A 13,665-nucleotide genomic window follows, 5' to 3' on the forward strand; every position below is an offset into this window, starting at 1 on the left:
CTAGCCCTCCAGCCGCGCCACGATGGCTTCGGCCAGCCGCGCGCAGCTCTGCGGGGCGCAGCCTTCGGCGTTGTTGCTGACGATGACGATGGCGGGCTGACCGGCGCGCAGCGTGCGCGCCACCACGTCGGCAATCGCGTGGCGTGTGTCGGGGTCGTCGTCGACGATGCGGTCGAACGGCGCATAGCGCTTCTCCGCATAGGCGTAGGGCCGGCCCGCATGCAGCATCCAGCGCAGCACCAGCGGGCCCGCCGCGGCCTCGTCCATCAGCGCCTGCGCCGCCGCCTGGCGCGGCACCGGCGGCAGCCGGTCGCGCGCCGACAGGCAGAAGCGCACGCCATGGTGGCGCAGCAGCCGGATATAGCGCGGCGTCAGCAGGGCCGGGTCGCGCAGTTCGACGGCATAGGCGGCGTGCGGCGTCAGTGCCGGATCCAGCGCCGGCAGTGCGCCGAGGAAGGCGTCGAGCCGCTCCAGGAATACCGCGCTGTCGGCCAGCGGCCCCATCGGCGACAGCTGGAACAGCAACGGCCCGCACTTATGCCCCAGGCCGCTGGTGGCCGGCACGACGAAGTCGCGCGCCGCGATCTCCGCATCCAGGAAGGCGGCGTTGGCGAGCCGGCCGGCGCCGTCCGGGCCGCGCAGCCACGCATCGCACACGCTGGCCGGGGCCTTGACCAGGAAGCGGAAGCCCTCCGGCACCTGCGCCGCGTACGACAGGTAATCGGCCAGCGGGATCGGCCCGTAGAAGCCGCGGTCGATGCCGGCGGCGCGCAGCAGGGGGTGGCGCGAATAGGCGGCCAGGCCCTTGCGCGACAGCAGGCTGTCGCTGTACTCGCCGTCGTAGACCAGCCCGTTCCAGCCGGGATAGGCCCAGGACGAGGTGCCGAAATACAGCTGCGGCGGCAGCCGCGCGGCCAGCGCCTGCAGCGCCGGCGCGGCCGGAAACGGCTGCACGCTCTTGCCACGCGCCGGTTTGCCTGGGGAGTCGGGTTGGGCGGCCGCGCCGGCTTGCGCCGCGGGCCGCCCGGTTGGAGCTGCGGGGGCGGGCAGGGGCAGCCCGCCAAAAAGGTCTTCAGTCAATCGGTTCGGTTGCCTTCAGTCGTTGCGGCCGATGGGCTGTTCGTAGATATAGCGGCGCGACCACGGCAGCGAGTCGGCCTGCAGCCCGGCCTTGTGGCACACCACCTGGTAGATCGACATCTTCTCGGTCTCGAAGGCGTGCGCGCAACCGGCAAGGTAGACGCGCCAGATGCGGTACTTCTTCTCGCCGACCATGCTGCGGATGGTATCGCCGCGCGCCTCGAAGTTGTCGGCCCAGTGGTGCAGCGTGCGCGCGTAGTGCCGGCGCAGCAGCTCGACGTCGAAGGCCTCCAGGCCGCCCTGCTGCAGCGTGCGCAGCACCAGCCCGATATGCGGCAGCTCGCCCTGCGGGAACACGTAGCGGTCCATGAATTCGGCGCCGTCCATCGGCGTGGCGCCGTTGTCGGGATCGGGCGAGGTGATGCCGTGGTTCATGGCGAAGCCGTCGTCGGCCAGCAGCTCGCGGATACGGCCGAAGTAGCCCGGCAGGTTGTCCTTGCCCACATGCTCGAACATGCCGACGCTGGTGATGCGGTCGAAGGTGCCGGTGGTGTCGCGATAGTCCTGCAGCCGGATCTCGATGCGGTCGGACAGGCCCGCGGCCCTGACGCGCTCGGTGGCCAGGTCGAACTGGTTTTGCGACAGCGTGATGCCGACGCAGCGCGCGCCGAACTTCTGCGCCGCGCGCAGTACCAGCGCGCCCCAGCCGCAGCCGATGTCGAGCAGCGTCTGGCCCGGCTGCAGCCGGATCTTGGTCAGGATGTGGTCGATCTTCTTGATCTGCGCGGTGGCCAGGTCTTCGTCGCCGTTTTCGAAGTAGGCGCAGGAATAGACCATGTTGGGATCGAGCCAGAGCTGGTAGAAGTCGTTGGAGACGTCGTAGTGGTACTGGATCGACTCCTTGTCTTCCTGCTTGGTATGCGAGAAATGCTGCGCCACCTTGTACAGCGCGCCGCCGGCGCGCCGCGTGGCCGCGGCCGAGAAGCCGTAGCCCACCTTGATGATGTCCGCCAGGCGGCCGTCGAAATCGATCTTGCCCTGGACGTACGCCTCGCCCAGGTTGTCCAGGCTGGGGGTCAGCAGCAGCGGCAGGGCCGCGGCTTCGCGCACGGTCAGCGTCACCACCGGCTTGTCGAATTGCCCGAGCGGGTATTCGGTGCCATTCCACAGCCGCAGGCTGACCGGGAGATTGGCGTTCTCGCGCAGGTCGGCGATCCAGTTGTCGAGTTGCTTTTCCAGGGTTTGCTTGAAAAACATGCGCTTTACCTCCCGATGGTTGCGGCACACGCTTCGGCGGACGCATCCGGCAAGGAGAAACTGCGCGCAAACCTTGCCCGATCCGTCGCGAGCGCTGCAAGAAAAGAGTAGCCAAGCGACGCCTGTCTCACTTTAGTCCAATTCCGCAGCCCGTGCAGCGCACCGCCGGAAGACCCTGTCGTCGTCCCGGGAGAGGCGTAGACGCATCAGCGCGGACGCGCGCGGCGTCCGCGGCCCCGGCTCAGGGCGACAGGCGCACGATCTGCCAGCCCGTGCCCGGCTGGACCCGGTAAGCGATGCGGTCATGCAGGCGCGACGGCCGCCCCTGCCAGAATTCCAGCGCGGTCGGCACCAGGCGGTACCCGCCCCAGTAGGGCGGGCGCGGCGGGTTCTCGCCGAACTTGCTGCGGTATTCCTGCTCGCGTTGCTCCAGCACGTCGCGGCCGGTGACCTCGCGGCTTTGCGCCGAAGCCCACGCGCCCACGCGCGAGCCCAGCGGGCGCGTGGCGAAATAGGCGTCGCTTTCGTCGTCGGAGACCTTTTCGACGCGGCCTTCGACGCGCACCTGGCGCTCCAGCTGGACCCAGTGGAACAGCAGCGCGGCGCGCGGGTTTGCCGCCAGGTCCAGGCCCTTGCGGCTTTCGTAGTTGGTGAAGAAGGTAAAGCCGCGGTCGTCGATGCCCTTGAGCAGCACGATGCGCGCCGAGGGCTGGCCGTCGGCATCGACCGTGGCCAGGGTCATGGCATTGGGTTCAGGCAGCTTGGCCGTGACCGCTTCGTCGAACCAGCGCCTGAACTGGCTCATCGGGTCGGGGGCCACGTCGGATTCGGACAGCGCGCCCAGCACATAGGTGCGGCGCAGGTCGGCAAGTTGGGTCATGTCGCAATCATCAGGGAATCGGTCCGGAAGCGCGGTGCGCCCGGGGGCAGAGCGCGGGTCCGGCTGATTCGAGTATAGCGAATGCATCGGGGGCCGCATTTGCGTGGCGACAAGCCCGACCGGCGCTCCGGGCGCGTTACCCGCCGGCGGTAGGCTGTGCCGGCGGCGCCAGCGCCTTGCGCCCCTGGCGGCGCGAATAGTAGCCGGCCGCGCCCATCGCCCCCGCCATCGACAGGAAGATCGGCAGCATGCCCAGCGCCGTGCCGACCACGCCGAAGGTGAGCGGCCATACCACTTGGCTGGTGTTCAGCACCGCCGAGCGCAGGCCCAGGGCCTCGCCGGCGCGGCCGTGCGGCGACGCGGTGTGCAGGATGTTCATGACATTGGGCTGCGCGCTGCCCAGCGCCAGGCCCAGCACGAAGGCCAGTGCGCACATCAGCCAGAAGTGCGCGACGAAGGGATAGGCCAGGTAGGCCAGCGCGCCCACCAGCAGGGCGGCGCGGATGATCTTCCATTCCGACAGCCGGCGCGACACCGCCGGCATCGCCACCCGGATGGCAAAGGTGGCGATGGCGAAAGCGCCCAGCACCCAGCCGATCGATGACGGCGACAGCCCGATGCGCGAGCCCTGGATTGGGATCAGGAACGCGTGCAGGTCCCACGCGGCCGACAGCACCGCGCTGGCGACGAAGACCGCGCGCAGTTCGGGATGCTGCAGCAGGTCCAGCGTGGAATGGCGGGTGCCGTCCGCGATGGCGATGCGCCCGGCGTTGCCGCTGCGCGCGGGCAGCCGCGGCCGCACCCATTGCAGGCCGGCCTGGCCCGCCAGCGCCACCGCCACCAGCACCGCGAACGCGGGGCGGAAGCCCGCATGCTCGATCACGTAGCCCATCGCCACCGGCCCGAGCGTGCCCGACACCGACAGCCCCAGCGCATGCCAGGTGTAGTTGCGCAGCCGGGTGGCATCGGTCGAGACCTGCCCGATCAGCAGCTGCATCGCCACCTGGACCAGCATGAAGCCGACCCCGATCAGCGCGCACGACAGGTACAGCGCGCCCAGCTCGTGCCACAGCGCCGGCAGCAGCGTGCCCGCTACTACCATCAGCGAACCCGCCATCATCGGCTTGCGCGGGCCGATCTGGTCGATGCGCTTGCCGGCGCGGATCGCCAGCAGCATCGGCAGCAGCGCGTACAGCGACATCAGCACGCCTAGCGTGATGGTGGAGGCCTTGAGAGAGATCGCGAACAGCGACACCACCACGCGGCTGGCATTGAAGGCCACGTGGTTGCACACCGTCAGTGCGATCAGCCAGGTGATCGGCGGGACGGCGGCATGCGTCAGCGTCATGGGGCGGGGCGGAGCGTGGTGGACCGCGCCTGGTGCCGGCGGTGAGCCGTGCCAGACGGGGCAAATCAGGAAAAAGGGCCGCGAACAGACTACAAAAACAGGCAGCAAAAACAAAGGGCGGCCGCAGCCGCGCCTTCTCAAGGATGCCACACGGGCGGGCCCGCGTCGCAGCCGATGCTTGCCATGCTTAAGCTTCTTGTAAATGGCCGTTTAATTATGCGCCTGAGCGCGGCGCGGCACAACGACAACGTGCGTCAACTTGCCGCAGCGGCGCCAAGTGTTGCGATTTTGTTTAAACGGCGAGTGGCCTGGCGGGGCGAGTGGGTCTATCCGCCCTGGTAGAACGACCGGTCGTTGCCGGGGCGCTGCGGCGCGCGCTCGTTGGCCGGGCGCTGCGGCGGGCGCTGGGCGGCGGGCCGGGACGGTTCTTGCCGGCTGGCAGCGGGCGGCTTGCCGGCACGGGCTTCGGCCGCGGGCTGGCCCGGGCGCCTGGCCGTGGCCTCCGCGCGGGGCCGGCTTGTGTCCGTCGCGCCGGTGGCGTCGGCGGGCGCTGCCGCGGCCTTCGGGTCCTTGTAGGTCTTGCCGGGCGGCGGCGCGGTGGGGCGCTTGCGCAGTTCGGCCAGCAGCCTGGCGCACTGCGTGTCGTCGCCGCCCGGCGAGAGGTCGAGCAGCGGCAGCACCGCGGTGGCGACCGGCGCCAGCAGCGCCAGCGACAGCGCACCGCCGGCGCGCAGCGCCAGCACGCCGATGTCGGGGCTGACGCGCGGATTCTTCATGGTGCCGCCGACATACAGAGGGGAGCGCAGCGAGAACACCCGCAGGCCCTTCGAATCGGGGTGGATGGTCAGCGCCAGCCGCTCGCTGCGCAGGTCGATGCCGCCGGTGGTCTCGATCACCGCGTCCTGGGTGTCGAGCACGAAGGTGCGCGCGCGCGCCACGCCGTCGGTCATGGCGAAGTCGCTGACGCCGCAGTTGATCTGCACCGGCTTGTCGCCGAACAGCTTCGACACCACCAGGCTGCCGACATTCAGGCCGATGGCCTCGAGCAGGAACTTGCTGACCGTGCCGTTCTCGACCAGCAGCCGCGCCTCGCCGTTGGACGAGCCCAGCAGCGCCGCGACCGAATTGCCGGTGGCCGACAGCTTGGCGCTGCCGTTGAGTTCGCCGATGCTGGCGCGCATCAGGTCGATGGTCGGGAACAGCTGCTTGAGCTTCATGCGCCGCGCCTTCAGGTCGACCATCGCGCCCATGGGCTCGCGCTTGCCGTCGAGCCGCACCGTCGACACCAGGTTGCCGCCGGCGACGCCGAAGTTGAGCGGGTCCAGCAGCAGCACGCCGTCCTGCAGCTTCAGGTGGGTGACCAGGTCGGTGATCGGCAGCTCGGCGTCGCGGATGATGCGCTTGCCGGTGAAGTGCACGTCGGCGTCGATCTCGTCCCAGCGCTCGGTGCGGAACGGCGCCACCGGCAGCGCCTTGTCCGCCGGCTGGGCCACCGGGCTGTCCTTGGCCGGGCGGCCGGGCTTGGCGTCGGCGCCGATCAGCGGGGCCAGGTCAACGAAGCGCAGCTGGTTCGACACCAGGTTGCCGGCCAGCAGCGGGCGCGGGTCGCGCTTGGTGAAGGTAAGCGTGCCGGACAGGTCGCTGCCGCCGACGCGGCCGGTGAACTTCTGGTACTCGTAGATCGAGCCTTCCTTGCGCAGCGTCGCCATCAGCCGGCCGCGGGTCTGGTACGGCGGCGTCGATGGCAGCACCACGCCGGTCAGCGCGTAGAGCCTGGCCATGCTGTCGCCGGCCAGGGTCAGGTGCACATCCAGCGCCGCCAGGTGCGCCGGATTGGTGACCGTGCCTTCGATCTGGGCGCGCGTGGTGCCCACGCGCACATCCGCCTGGATCGGGAACGGCACGTCGGTATTGCGCAGGCTCAGCACCGTGCCGGCCTTGCCGCTGGCGTTGATGGTGGCCTCGTTGTAGCGCCCGGTCGCTTTCCAGCGCACGCCATAGCGGCCGTCGCCGCCGTTGGCGGGCGCCGCCGAGGCCGGGCCGCTTGCGCGCGGCGCCGAGGCCGCCTGGGCGGCACTGCCCGGCGGCCCGGGTGGCACGGCCGAGGCCTGCGGCTCGACCAGCGCGCCGTCGCGCGCCTTGTCATAAAGCGGCGCATTGCCGATGGTGTCGAGTTCCGCCTGCAGCGAGATCTTCTTGAGCTGGTCGGTCAGCGCCAGGTTGCCGCGCGCCAGCACCACCTCGCCGACATCCAGCTGCCATTTGGAGGTGCCCTCTTTCGGGCCGGTGTCGAAGGTCCAGTTGTTGCGGCTGTCGGCCAGGCGCTCCAGCCATACCGCCGGGCTGTCGATGACGATGGTCGGCACCGCGATCTCGTTTGCCAGCAGCGGCAGCGGGCGCAGCACGAAGATCAGCTCGCGCACGGTCGCCATATTGGGTTGCGCGGCCCAGTCCGGGTTGCCGACGGTGATGTCGCGCGCCGACAGCCGCGGCCACGGCACCAGCGTGCGCCAGCCTTGCTCGCCCTCGCCGCGGCGCCAGGTCACGGTCAGGTCGCCATTGATGGCGAAGGGGCGGCCGATGGCTTCGGAGACGCGGTCGTTGAGCCAGGGCTTGATCCGGTTCCAGTCGAAGGTCAGGATCACGACCACCAGCAGCGCGATCAGCGCGACCGGTGTCAGGACACTCCACAGAACGACCTTGCGGCGCACGGGCATGAGGCGGGCTCCTGGCTGGCGGGGCGAGGGCCCGCGAAAGCCGCGCGGGGCGGCGCGGCGAACGGACCACTGCAGGTCTATTGTATAGTTGCGCGCTTCCCGTCCTTGTCGGGGACTGGCTGACATCGCCGCCGGAAAATGCCGGATTTTTTGCCCTGGCATCGCCGTGCGTGGCATGGCCACGCGTCCCCGGATCCGCTCCTTCCTGTATGAACGATGCCGCACACGAGCTGGCTGGCCTGCCCGAGCCGCTGACCCACGAAAGCCCGGCCGACGACGACTACCATCGACGCTTCGGCGGCGTGGCGCGGCTTTACGGCGCCGCCGGGCTGGCGCGGCTGGAGGCGGCCAACGTGTGCGTGGTCGGCATTGGCGGGGTCGGCAGCTGGGCGGCCGAGGCGCTGGCGCGCAATGCGGTGGGCCGCATCACGCTGATCGACCTCGACCATATCGCGCTGTCCAACACCAACCGCCAGATCCATGCGCTGGGCGACGCCTACGGGCGTGCCAAGGTCGAGGCCATGGCCGAGCGCATCGTCGCCATCAATCCGCGTTGCCGCGTGGCCCAGGTCGACGACTTTGTTACCGCCGACAACGTGCCGGACCTGCTCGGCGCCGGCTATGACTACGTGATCGACGCCATCGACGCGGTGCGTGTGAAGACCGCCATGCTGGGCTGGGCCAGGCGCCAGGGCGTGCCGGTGATCACCTGCGGCGGCGCCGGCGGCCAGCTCGACCCCACGCGCGTGCGCATCGACGACCTCGCGCGCACGATCCAGGATCCGCTGCTATCCAAGGTGCGCGCCGGCCTGCGCAAGCAGTGGGGCTTTACCCGCGACCCGAAAAAGAAGTTCGGCATCGCCGCGGTCTATTCCGACGAGCCGCTGCAATATCCGGAGCCCGAGCAGCAGGCCTGCGAAATCGACGAGGCGCCGCCGCCGGAGATGCCGCCGGGCCAGCCCGCCGCGCGCGGGCCGCAAGGGCTGGCCTGCGCCGGCTTCGGTTCGTCGGTGGCGGTGACGGCGGTGTTCGGCTTTGTCGCGGCGTCGGCGGTGATCGGCGCGATCGCGCGCGGCTGAGGACTTGCGCCGCCGCGCCGTTCAGGCGCTCAGGCGCTCAGCGCGCTAAGCAGCGCGTCGATGTCGGCCTGCCCCGGTGCCTGGTTGTCGAAAAAGATCAGTTCCGGATAGTCGGCGGGCGCGGGCAGGAAGCGCCGGGTCCGGTACGCATCCCAGTGCGCCAGCTTGTAGGCGTCGTTGGGGTTGCCGCGCCGGATGATGCGCGCGTGGGCCTCGTCCTCGGGCAGGTGCACCCAGACCGTGCGCACCATGGTGCCGGCGGGCACGTGCAGCCAGTCCGGGTCGTTCAGCAGGTGGGCGCGGACCTCGCGCGACAGCGGGCCGATCACGATCGCGCTGATGCCCAGCGCCAGGTTCTCGCGCGCGGTGTCGAGCAGTCCCTGGTATTCGGGGTCGCGCAGGTGCTCCAGGTAGGCCGGGCTGTCGCGGTCGTTGGGATCGCCGGTGATGGCGGCCATGGCCGCGGCGCTGTAGCGGCCGTACAGCGTGTCCTTGTCGAGCAGGCAGAACGGCTCGCCGGTGGCCTGCATCAGCGGGCCGATCAGGCGGTGGGCGAGGGTGGTCTTGCCGGTGCCGGCATGGCCGCAGAAGAAGATCAGTCGTGGCATGAGCGAAAGACGGTAGGGTGACGGACCGGCCGCATTGCCCACAGCATACCCGCTCGCTTGCGCCAGATCAGGCCCGGGTCGCGCCGATTCGGTATCCTTGCCGTTTTTCTCCACGCTTGCCGCCGCTTCCCATGGACGCCAAAGACCAGCTTTCCTCCGCCGGCCTGCCGGACCACCTGCACCTGGGCGAACCGGTCACCGACGCCACCCACGCCGAGTTCGTGCAGCTGCTGGCGGCGGTCGCCGGCGCTGACGACGACGCCTTCCTGGCGGCGATGGACGCATGGATCGACCACACCCGCCATCATTTCGCCCAGGAAGAGCAGTGGATGGAGGCCATGGGCTTCGGCCCGCGCCATTGCCACGCGGGCGAGCACCAGCAGGTGCTGGCGGTGGCGGTCGCGGTGCGCGACAAGGTGCACAGCGATGCCGAGTTCCAGCTTGGCCGCCGGCTGGTGGCCGAGCTGTCAGGCTGGTTCGACCATCACGTCAAGTCGATGGACGCGATGATGGTCGAGCATATGCGCGAGAACGGCTTCACGCTGATCGAAGGTCCCGCGACGGCGGCGTGAGTACCGCCGATGTGGCGCTCAGGTCTGGCGCTCAGGCCTCGCGCGCCGCGTCGCGGTCGATCACCACGAAGTATTTGCGCACCGGGTCCAGCACCTGGAACACGCCGGTAAAGCCGCCCGGGATCACGCAGGCGTCGCCGGGGCCGAAGTCGCTGGCATGGCCGCTGTCGTCGCTGATGCGGATGCGGCCGCTGATGACGTGGAAGAACTCTTCCTTCCCCGCCGGGAAGGCGATGCGCCACGCGCCCGGCTCGCACGCCCAGATACCGCAATCGAAGTCGCCATGCTGCGCGCTGTAGTGCGTCCAGGTGGTGCGGTCCGGATTGCCCGACACCAGCCGGTCGGGGCGTGGACGGTCGTGGCTGGGGGCGGGTTCGGTCTTGAAGTCGATCAGGCGGGGCGCGGTCATGGCAGCGGGCGAATCGGGGATGCGGCGGAACTGAGAGTCCGCCAGTTTACCGCGCCGGGCCCGCGTCACCGTCAATTCAGCGACGTGCTTAGCTGGCGGCGCCAGCGCGACACCACCTCGGGCCGGTCGGCCAGCATTTCGAATACCGACAGCATGGTGCGGCGGCCGATATCGTCATCGAAGCCGCGGTCGGTGCGCACGATCGCCAGCAGCTGTTCCAGCGCCGGCTCGTATTGCTGCTGCGCGATCATCAGCCGCGCCAGGTCCATGCGCGCGGCGAGGTCGCGCGGATCGGCGTCGATGCGGCGGGCCAGGGTGGCCGCATCGGGCAGGCCGGCGGCGTTCTCCATGGCATCGATGCGCGTGCGCAGCGCGCCATAGCCATCTTCCTGTTCCGCCCGCGGCGACAGCGCCGCGAATTCGGCCCGGGCCCGCTCGACGGCGTTGCCGTCCAGCAGGAAGCTGATATAGGCGAGGCGCGCGGCATCGGATTCGGGATCGGCCGCGATCGCATCGGCGAACAGGGTTTCGGCGCCGTCGCGGTTGCCGGCGGCGGCCAGTGCCAGCGCATCGGCCAGCGGCGACCTGGCCTGGCCCGGCGCCAGCCGGCTCAGGAACTCGCGCAGGCCCGATTCCGGCAGCACGCCGGTGAACTGGTCCACGGCCTGGCCGTTGTCGATCGCCACCACATGGGGAATGCTGCGCACGCCGAAGTGCGCGGCTAGCTCCTGGTTTTCGTCGACATTGACCTTGACCAGCTTCCACTGGCCGTCCGCCTCGGCTTCCAGGCGTTCCAGCATTGGCCCGAGCGTGCGGCAGGGGCCGCACCACGGCGCCCAGAAATCGACCAGCACCGGCATCTGGCGCGAGGCGTCGATCACTTCGGTTTCGAAATTCTGCAGGGTGACGTCGCTCATGGGGAATCCTGGTCAGTAGAGAGAGAATCGATACCCCTTATTGTGAGGGCGAAGGCGCCGAATGCAACGCCGGTTGCAGCCGGCGTAGCGCCGCGGTTCGGGAAGTCACCGGTTGAAAATAGAACGATCGTTCGGTTATAGTCCTTGACCATACGACAGACCCGGTCCGCGAGACCGCACAGGAGACCCTTCATGCCGACCCCCGCCCGCCCGCATTTCCAGTTCTGGCCAAAGCGCCTGCCGCACGCCATCGTGCTGCCGGAAACGTCGCTGTGGGCCAATCTGGAGGTCTCGGCGCTGCGCTATGCCGACAAGGCCGCGATCCGCTATTTCGGCAACGCCATCAGCTTCCGTGCCCTGCAAGACCAGGCCACCGCGCTGGCCGGCTGGCTGCAGCAGAAGGCGGGTGTGAAGAAGGGCGACCGGGTGCTGCTGTACATGCAGAACTGCCCGCAGTTCATCGTCAGCTACTACGCCATCCTGCGCGCCGACGCGGTGGTGGTGCCGGTCAACCCGATGAACCGTGCCGAGGAGTTCAAGCACTACGTCACCGACGCCCAGGCGCGCGTGGCGATCTTCACCGCCGACCTTGCCGCCGGCGTCGAGCAGGCGCAGGCCGAGCTGGAGCCGGCGCAGCGCCTGCAGCACCTGCTGGTGACGCAATACGCCGACGCGCTGCCGCCGGCCCACGAACATGCGGAGGACGCGCCGCCGGCCTGGCTGACCACGCCGCATCCGTTGCCCGCCGGCGCCACCACGTGGGCCGACGCGCTCGGCGCGGGCCTGCAGCCGGGGCCGCATACCGCCGGCCCGGACGACATGGCGGTGATGCCGTACACCTCGGGCACTACCGGCTTTCCCAAGGGCTGCATCCACACCCACCGCTCGGTGATGCACAACATCGTCGGCGGCGCGACCTGGTCGGGCTCGGGCGCGGAGTCGGTGGTGCTGTCGGTGCTGCCGCTGTTCCACGTCACCGGCATGCAGTACGGCATGAACGGCCCGATCTACAGCGGCGCCACCGTGGTGATGCTGCCGCGCTGGGACCGCGAAGTGGCGGGGCGCCTGATCTCGCGCTACCAGGTCACGCACTGGACCAATATCCCGACCATGGTGATCGACTTCCTGGCCAGCCCCAACCTGGCCGAATTCGACCTGTCGAGCCTGCGCTATATCGGCGGCGGTGGCGCCGCCATGCCGCAGGCGGTGGCCGAGCGCCTGCGCGAGCAGTTCGGGCTGAACTACCTGGAGGGCTACGGCCTGTCCGAGACCATGGCGCCGACCCACAGCAACCCGTCGGACCGGCCCAAGCTGCAATGCCTGGGCGTGCCGACCTTCAACACCGACGCGCGCGTGATCGACCCGGTTACGCTCAAGGAGCTGCCGCCCAACGAGATCGGCGAGATCATCGTCAGCGGCCCGCAGGTGTTCAAGGGCTACTGGGGCAAGGAGGATGCCACGCGCGAGGCCTTCATCGAATTCGAGGGCAAGACCTTCTTCCGCACCGGCGACCTGGGGCGCATGGATGAAGAGGGCTACTACTTCATCACCGACCGGCTCAAGCGCATGATCAATGCGTCGGGCTTCAAGGTGTGGCCGGCCGAGGTCGAGAACCTGCTGTACAAGCATCCGGACGTGCAGGAGGCCTGCATCATCGGCACGCGCGACCCGTACCGCGGCGAGACCGTCAAGGCGGTGGTGGTGCTGCGCGCCCATGCCAAAGGCAAGACCACGCCCGAGCAGATCATCGACTGGGCCAAGGACAACATGGCCGCCTACAAGTACCCGCGCGTGGTGGAGTTCGTCGAGGCGCTGCCGAAGTCGGGCACCGGCAAGGTGATGTGGCGGCAGCTGCAGGAAAGCGAGAACGCGCGCAATCCTGTCGCAGGCACGGCGCCGGCGGCCTGAGTCCGCGAAGCCTTCGCATGAAAAAGGCTGGTCCGGCGACCAGCCTTTTTTCTTTTTGTGTGCGTCCCGGGCTCAATGCCCGCGCACCCGCATCAGCATCTTCACCATGGTCTTGTAGCCGCGCTGGCGCGCATGGCGCGTGGGCGTCACGCCTTCGCGGTCGGCCAGGTTGGCGTCGGCGCCCGCGTCCAGCAGCAGCTGCACCGTATCCTCGTAGCGCGCGCTGCCGTCCCCCAGGATCACCGCCTCCAGCAGCGCGGTCCAGCCCAGGTCGTTGACGTGGTCGACGGCGATGCCGGCCTTGAGCAGCAGCTTCACCACTTCTACATGGCCCTGCTGGCTGGCCACGATCAGCGCGGTGCCACGGTAGCGGTCGGTGCTGGCGAGGTCGGCGCCGTGCGCCAGTGCCAGCCGCACCATGTCGGCCTGGCCGGTGGCGGCCGCCAGCAGGAACGGGCTGTTGGCATCGGCATCCTTCAGGTTGACGTCGGCGCCGGCCAGCATCAGCGTGCGCGCGACCTCGGTGTGGCGGTTCTGCACGGCCGCAAGCAGCGCGCTGTGGCCGCGTTCGTCGGCGGCACGGGCCGAGGCCCCGGCGGCCAGCAGGCGCGCCACCAGGGCCTGGTCGCCGGCGCTGGCGGCGGTGATCAGGTTGCGGTCGAGCGTGCCGATGGCGTCGCGGCGTGCCGGCGCCTGCATGGCGGGTGCGCGCGGCGGGCGCGCCGCGGGCGCGTTGGCCGCACCGCCGGCGGGACGCGCCGCCAGGGTCTGGCTGCCCTGCGCCGCCAGCAGGCCGCCGCCCATCAGCAACCCCACCAGCCCCAGCAACTCGTTGAGTGCCTGTCTGCGGGTGCGGGCGGCGGGGCGCGTCATGGCGGCAGCTCCTGGGC

12 protein-coding genes are annotated in these 13,665 nt (G+C 69.8%); 3 read left to right on the forward strand and 9 right to left on the reverse strand.

Features of this window, described 5'->3' with window-relative positions:
• The 5 genes from C7416_RS13990 to C7416_RS14010 form a co-directional block, all read right to left on the reverse strand.
• Positions 1-1,080 carry a DUF72 domain-containing protein gene (locus C7416_RS13990; RefSeq protein WP_111519479.1) on the reverse strand — a complete coding sequence of 360 codons (1,080 nt, stop codon included), beginning with the start codon at positions 1,078-1,080 and terminating at the stop codon, positions 1-3.
• 15 nt (positions 1,081-1,095) lie between these two features.
• Positions 1,096-2,337: an SAM-dependent methyltransferase gene (locus C7416_RS13995; RefSeq protein WP_111519480.1), complete on the reverse strand. Its 1,242-nt coding sequence runs from the start codon at positions 2,335-2,337 to the stop codon at positions 1,096-1,098.
• Positions 2,338-2,578: 241 nt separating this feature from the next.
• Positions 2,579-3,217 (reverse strand): pyridoxamine 5'-phosphate oxidase, encoded by a 639-nt coding sequence (pdxH, locus tag C7416_RS14000; protein WP_111519481.1) that lies wholly within the window; start codon positions 3,215-3,217, stop codon positions 2,579-2,581.
• A gap of 136 nt (positions 3,218-3,353) precedes the next feature.
• The gene (locus tag C7416_RS14005; RefSeq protein ID WP_111519482.1) at positions 3,354-4,565 is read right to left on the reverse strand and encodes an MFS transporter; all 1,212 of its coding nucleotides are present in this window, start codon (positions 4,563-4,565) and stop codon (positions 3,354-3,356) included.
• Positions 4,566-4,891: 326 nt separating this feature from the next.
• Positions 4,892-7,282, reverse strand: coding sequence for an AsmA family protein (locus tag C7416_RS14010; protein WP_111519483.1), 2,391 nt, complete (start codon positions 7,280-7,282; stop codon positions 4,892-4,894).
• A 209-nt stretch (positions 7,283-7,491) separates the two neighbouring features.
• On the opposite strand from C7416_RS14010, the gene tcdA reads away from it, so the two are divergent.
• Positions 7,492-8,361, forward strand: a complete 870-nt coding sequence (gene tcdA / locus C7416_RS14015; protein ID WP_111519484.1) for a tRNA cyclic N6-threonylcarbamoyladenosine(37) synthase TcdA — start codon at positions 7,492-7,494, stop codon at positions 8,359-8,361.
• 29 nt (positions 8,362-8,390) lie between these two features.
• Here the strand turns inward: tcdA and C7416_RS14020 are convergent, their stop codons facing one another.
• Complete coding sequence (locus C7416_RS14020) at positions 8,391-8,969, reverse strand: P-loop nucleotide/nucleoside kinase family protein (RefSeq protein WP_111519485.1); 579 nt, start codon at positions 8,967-8,969, stop codon at positions 8,391-8,393.
• Positions 8,970-9,100: 131 nt separating this feature from the next.
• Between C7416_RS14020 and C7416_RS14025 the strand changes: the two genes are divergently transcribed.
• Positions 9,101-9,541 carry a bacteriohemerythrin gene (locus C7416_RS14025; RefSeq protein ID WP_018008188.1) on the forward strand — a complete coding sequence of 147 codons (441 nt, stop codon included), beginning with the start codon at positions 9,101-9,103 and terminating at the stop codon, positions 9,539-9,541.
• 31 nt (positions 9,542-9,572) lie between these two features.
• On the opposite strand, the gene C7416_RS14030 is transcribed toward C7416_RS14025, so the two are convergent.
• Complete coding sequence (locus tag C7416_RS14030; RefSeq protein WP_111519486.1) at positions 9,573-9,950, reverse strand: cupin domain-containing protein; 378 nt, start codon at positions 9,948-9,950, stop codon at positions 9,573-9,575.
• Between the two features lie 71 nt (positions 9,951-10,021).
• Positions 10,022-10,867 (reverse strand): thioredoxin, encoded by an 846-nt coding sequence (trxA, locus tag C7416_RS14035; RefSeq protein ID WP_111519487.1) that lies wholly within the window; start codon positions 10,865-10,867, stop codon positions 10,022-10,024.
• A 192-nt stretch (positions 10,868-11,059) separates the two neighbouring features.
• Between trxA and C7416_RS14040 the strand changes: the two genes are divergently transcribed.
• A complete protein-coding gene (locus C7416_RS14040; RefSeq protein ID WP_111519488.1) occupies positions 11,060-12,775 on the forward strand; it encodes a long-chain fatty acid--CoA ligase in 1,716 nt (571 codons plus the stop codon).
• 72 nt (positions 12,776-12,847) lie between these two features.
• On the opposite strand, the gene C7416_RS14045 is transcribed toward C7416_RS14040, so the two are convergent.
• Positions 12,848-13,648, reverse strand: a complete 801-nt coding sequence (locus C7416_RS14045) for an ankyrin repeat domain-containing protein (RefSeq protein WP_111519489.1) — start codon at positions 13,646-13,648, stop codon at positions 12,848-12,850.
• Positions 13,649-13,665: the final 17 nt, after the last annotated feature.

This window comes from Cupriavidus phytorum (assembly GCF_003254285.1).
Taxonomy (GTDB): Bacteria; Pseudomonadota; Gammaproteobacteria; order Burkholderiales; family Burkholderiaceae; genus Cupriavidus; species Cupriavidus phytorum.

What these genes read in the sequence shown, in the direction of transcription:
- C7416_RS14010 (WP_111519483.1), bottom strand. Translation starts at nt 7,282, where the DNA reads ATGCCCGTGCGCCGCAAGGTCGTTCTGTGGAGTGTCCTGACACCGGTC.
- C7416_RS14025 (WP_018008188.1), top strand. Translation starts at nt 9,101, where the DNA reads ATGGACGCCAAAGACCAGCTTTCCTCCGCCGGCCTGCCGGACCACCTG.
- C7416_RS14020 (WP_111519485.1), bottom strand. Translation starts at nt 8,969, where the DNA reads ATGCCACGACTGATCTTCTTCTGCGGCCATGCCGGCACCGGCAAGACC.
- tcdA (WP_111519484.1), top strand. Translation starts at nt 7,492, where the DNA reads ATGAACGATGCCGCACACGAGCTGGCTGGCCTGCCCGAGCCGCTGACC.
- pdxH (WP_111519481.1), bottom strand. Translation starts at nt 3,217, where the DNA reads ATGACCCAACTTGCCGACCTGCGCCGCACCTATGTGCTGGGCGCGCTG.
- C7416_RS14005 (WP_111519482.1), bottom strand. Translation starts at nt 4,565, where the DNA reads ATGACGCTGACGCATGCCGCCGTCCCGCCGATCACCTGGCTGATCGCA.
- C7416_RS14040 (WP_111519488.1), top strand. Translation starts at nt 11,060, where the DNA reads ATGCCGACCCCCGCCCGCCCGCATTTCCAGTTCTGGCCAAAGCGCCTG.
- C7416_RS14045 (WP_111519489.1), bottom strand. Translation starts at nt 13,648, where the DNA reads ATGACGCGCCCCGCCGCCCGCACCCGCAGACAGGCACTCAACGAGTTG.
- trxA (WP_111519487.1), bottom strand. Translation starts at nt 10,867, where the DNA reads ATGAGCGACGTCACCCTGCAGAATTTCGAAACCGAAGTGATCGACGCC.
- C7416_RS13995 (WP_111519480.1), bottom strand. Translation starts at nt 2,337, where the DNA reads ATGTTTTTCAAGCAAACCCTGGAAAAGCAACTCGACAACTGGATCGCC.
- C7416_RS14030 (WP_111519486.1), bottom strand. Translation starts at nt 9,950, where the DNA reads ATGACCGCGCCCCGCCTGATCGACTTCAAGACCGAACCCGCCCCCAGC.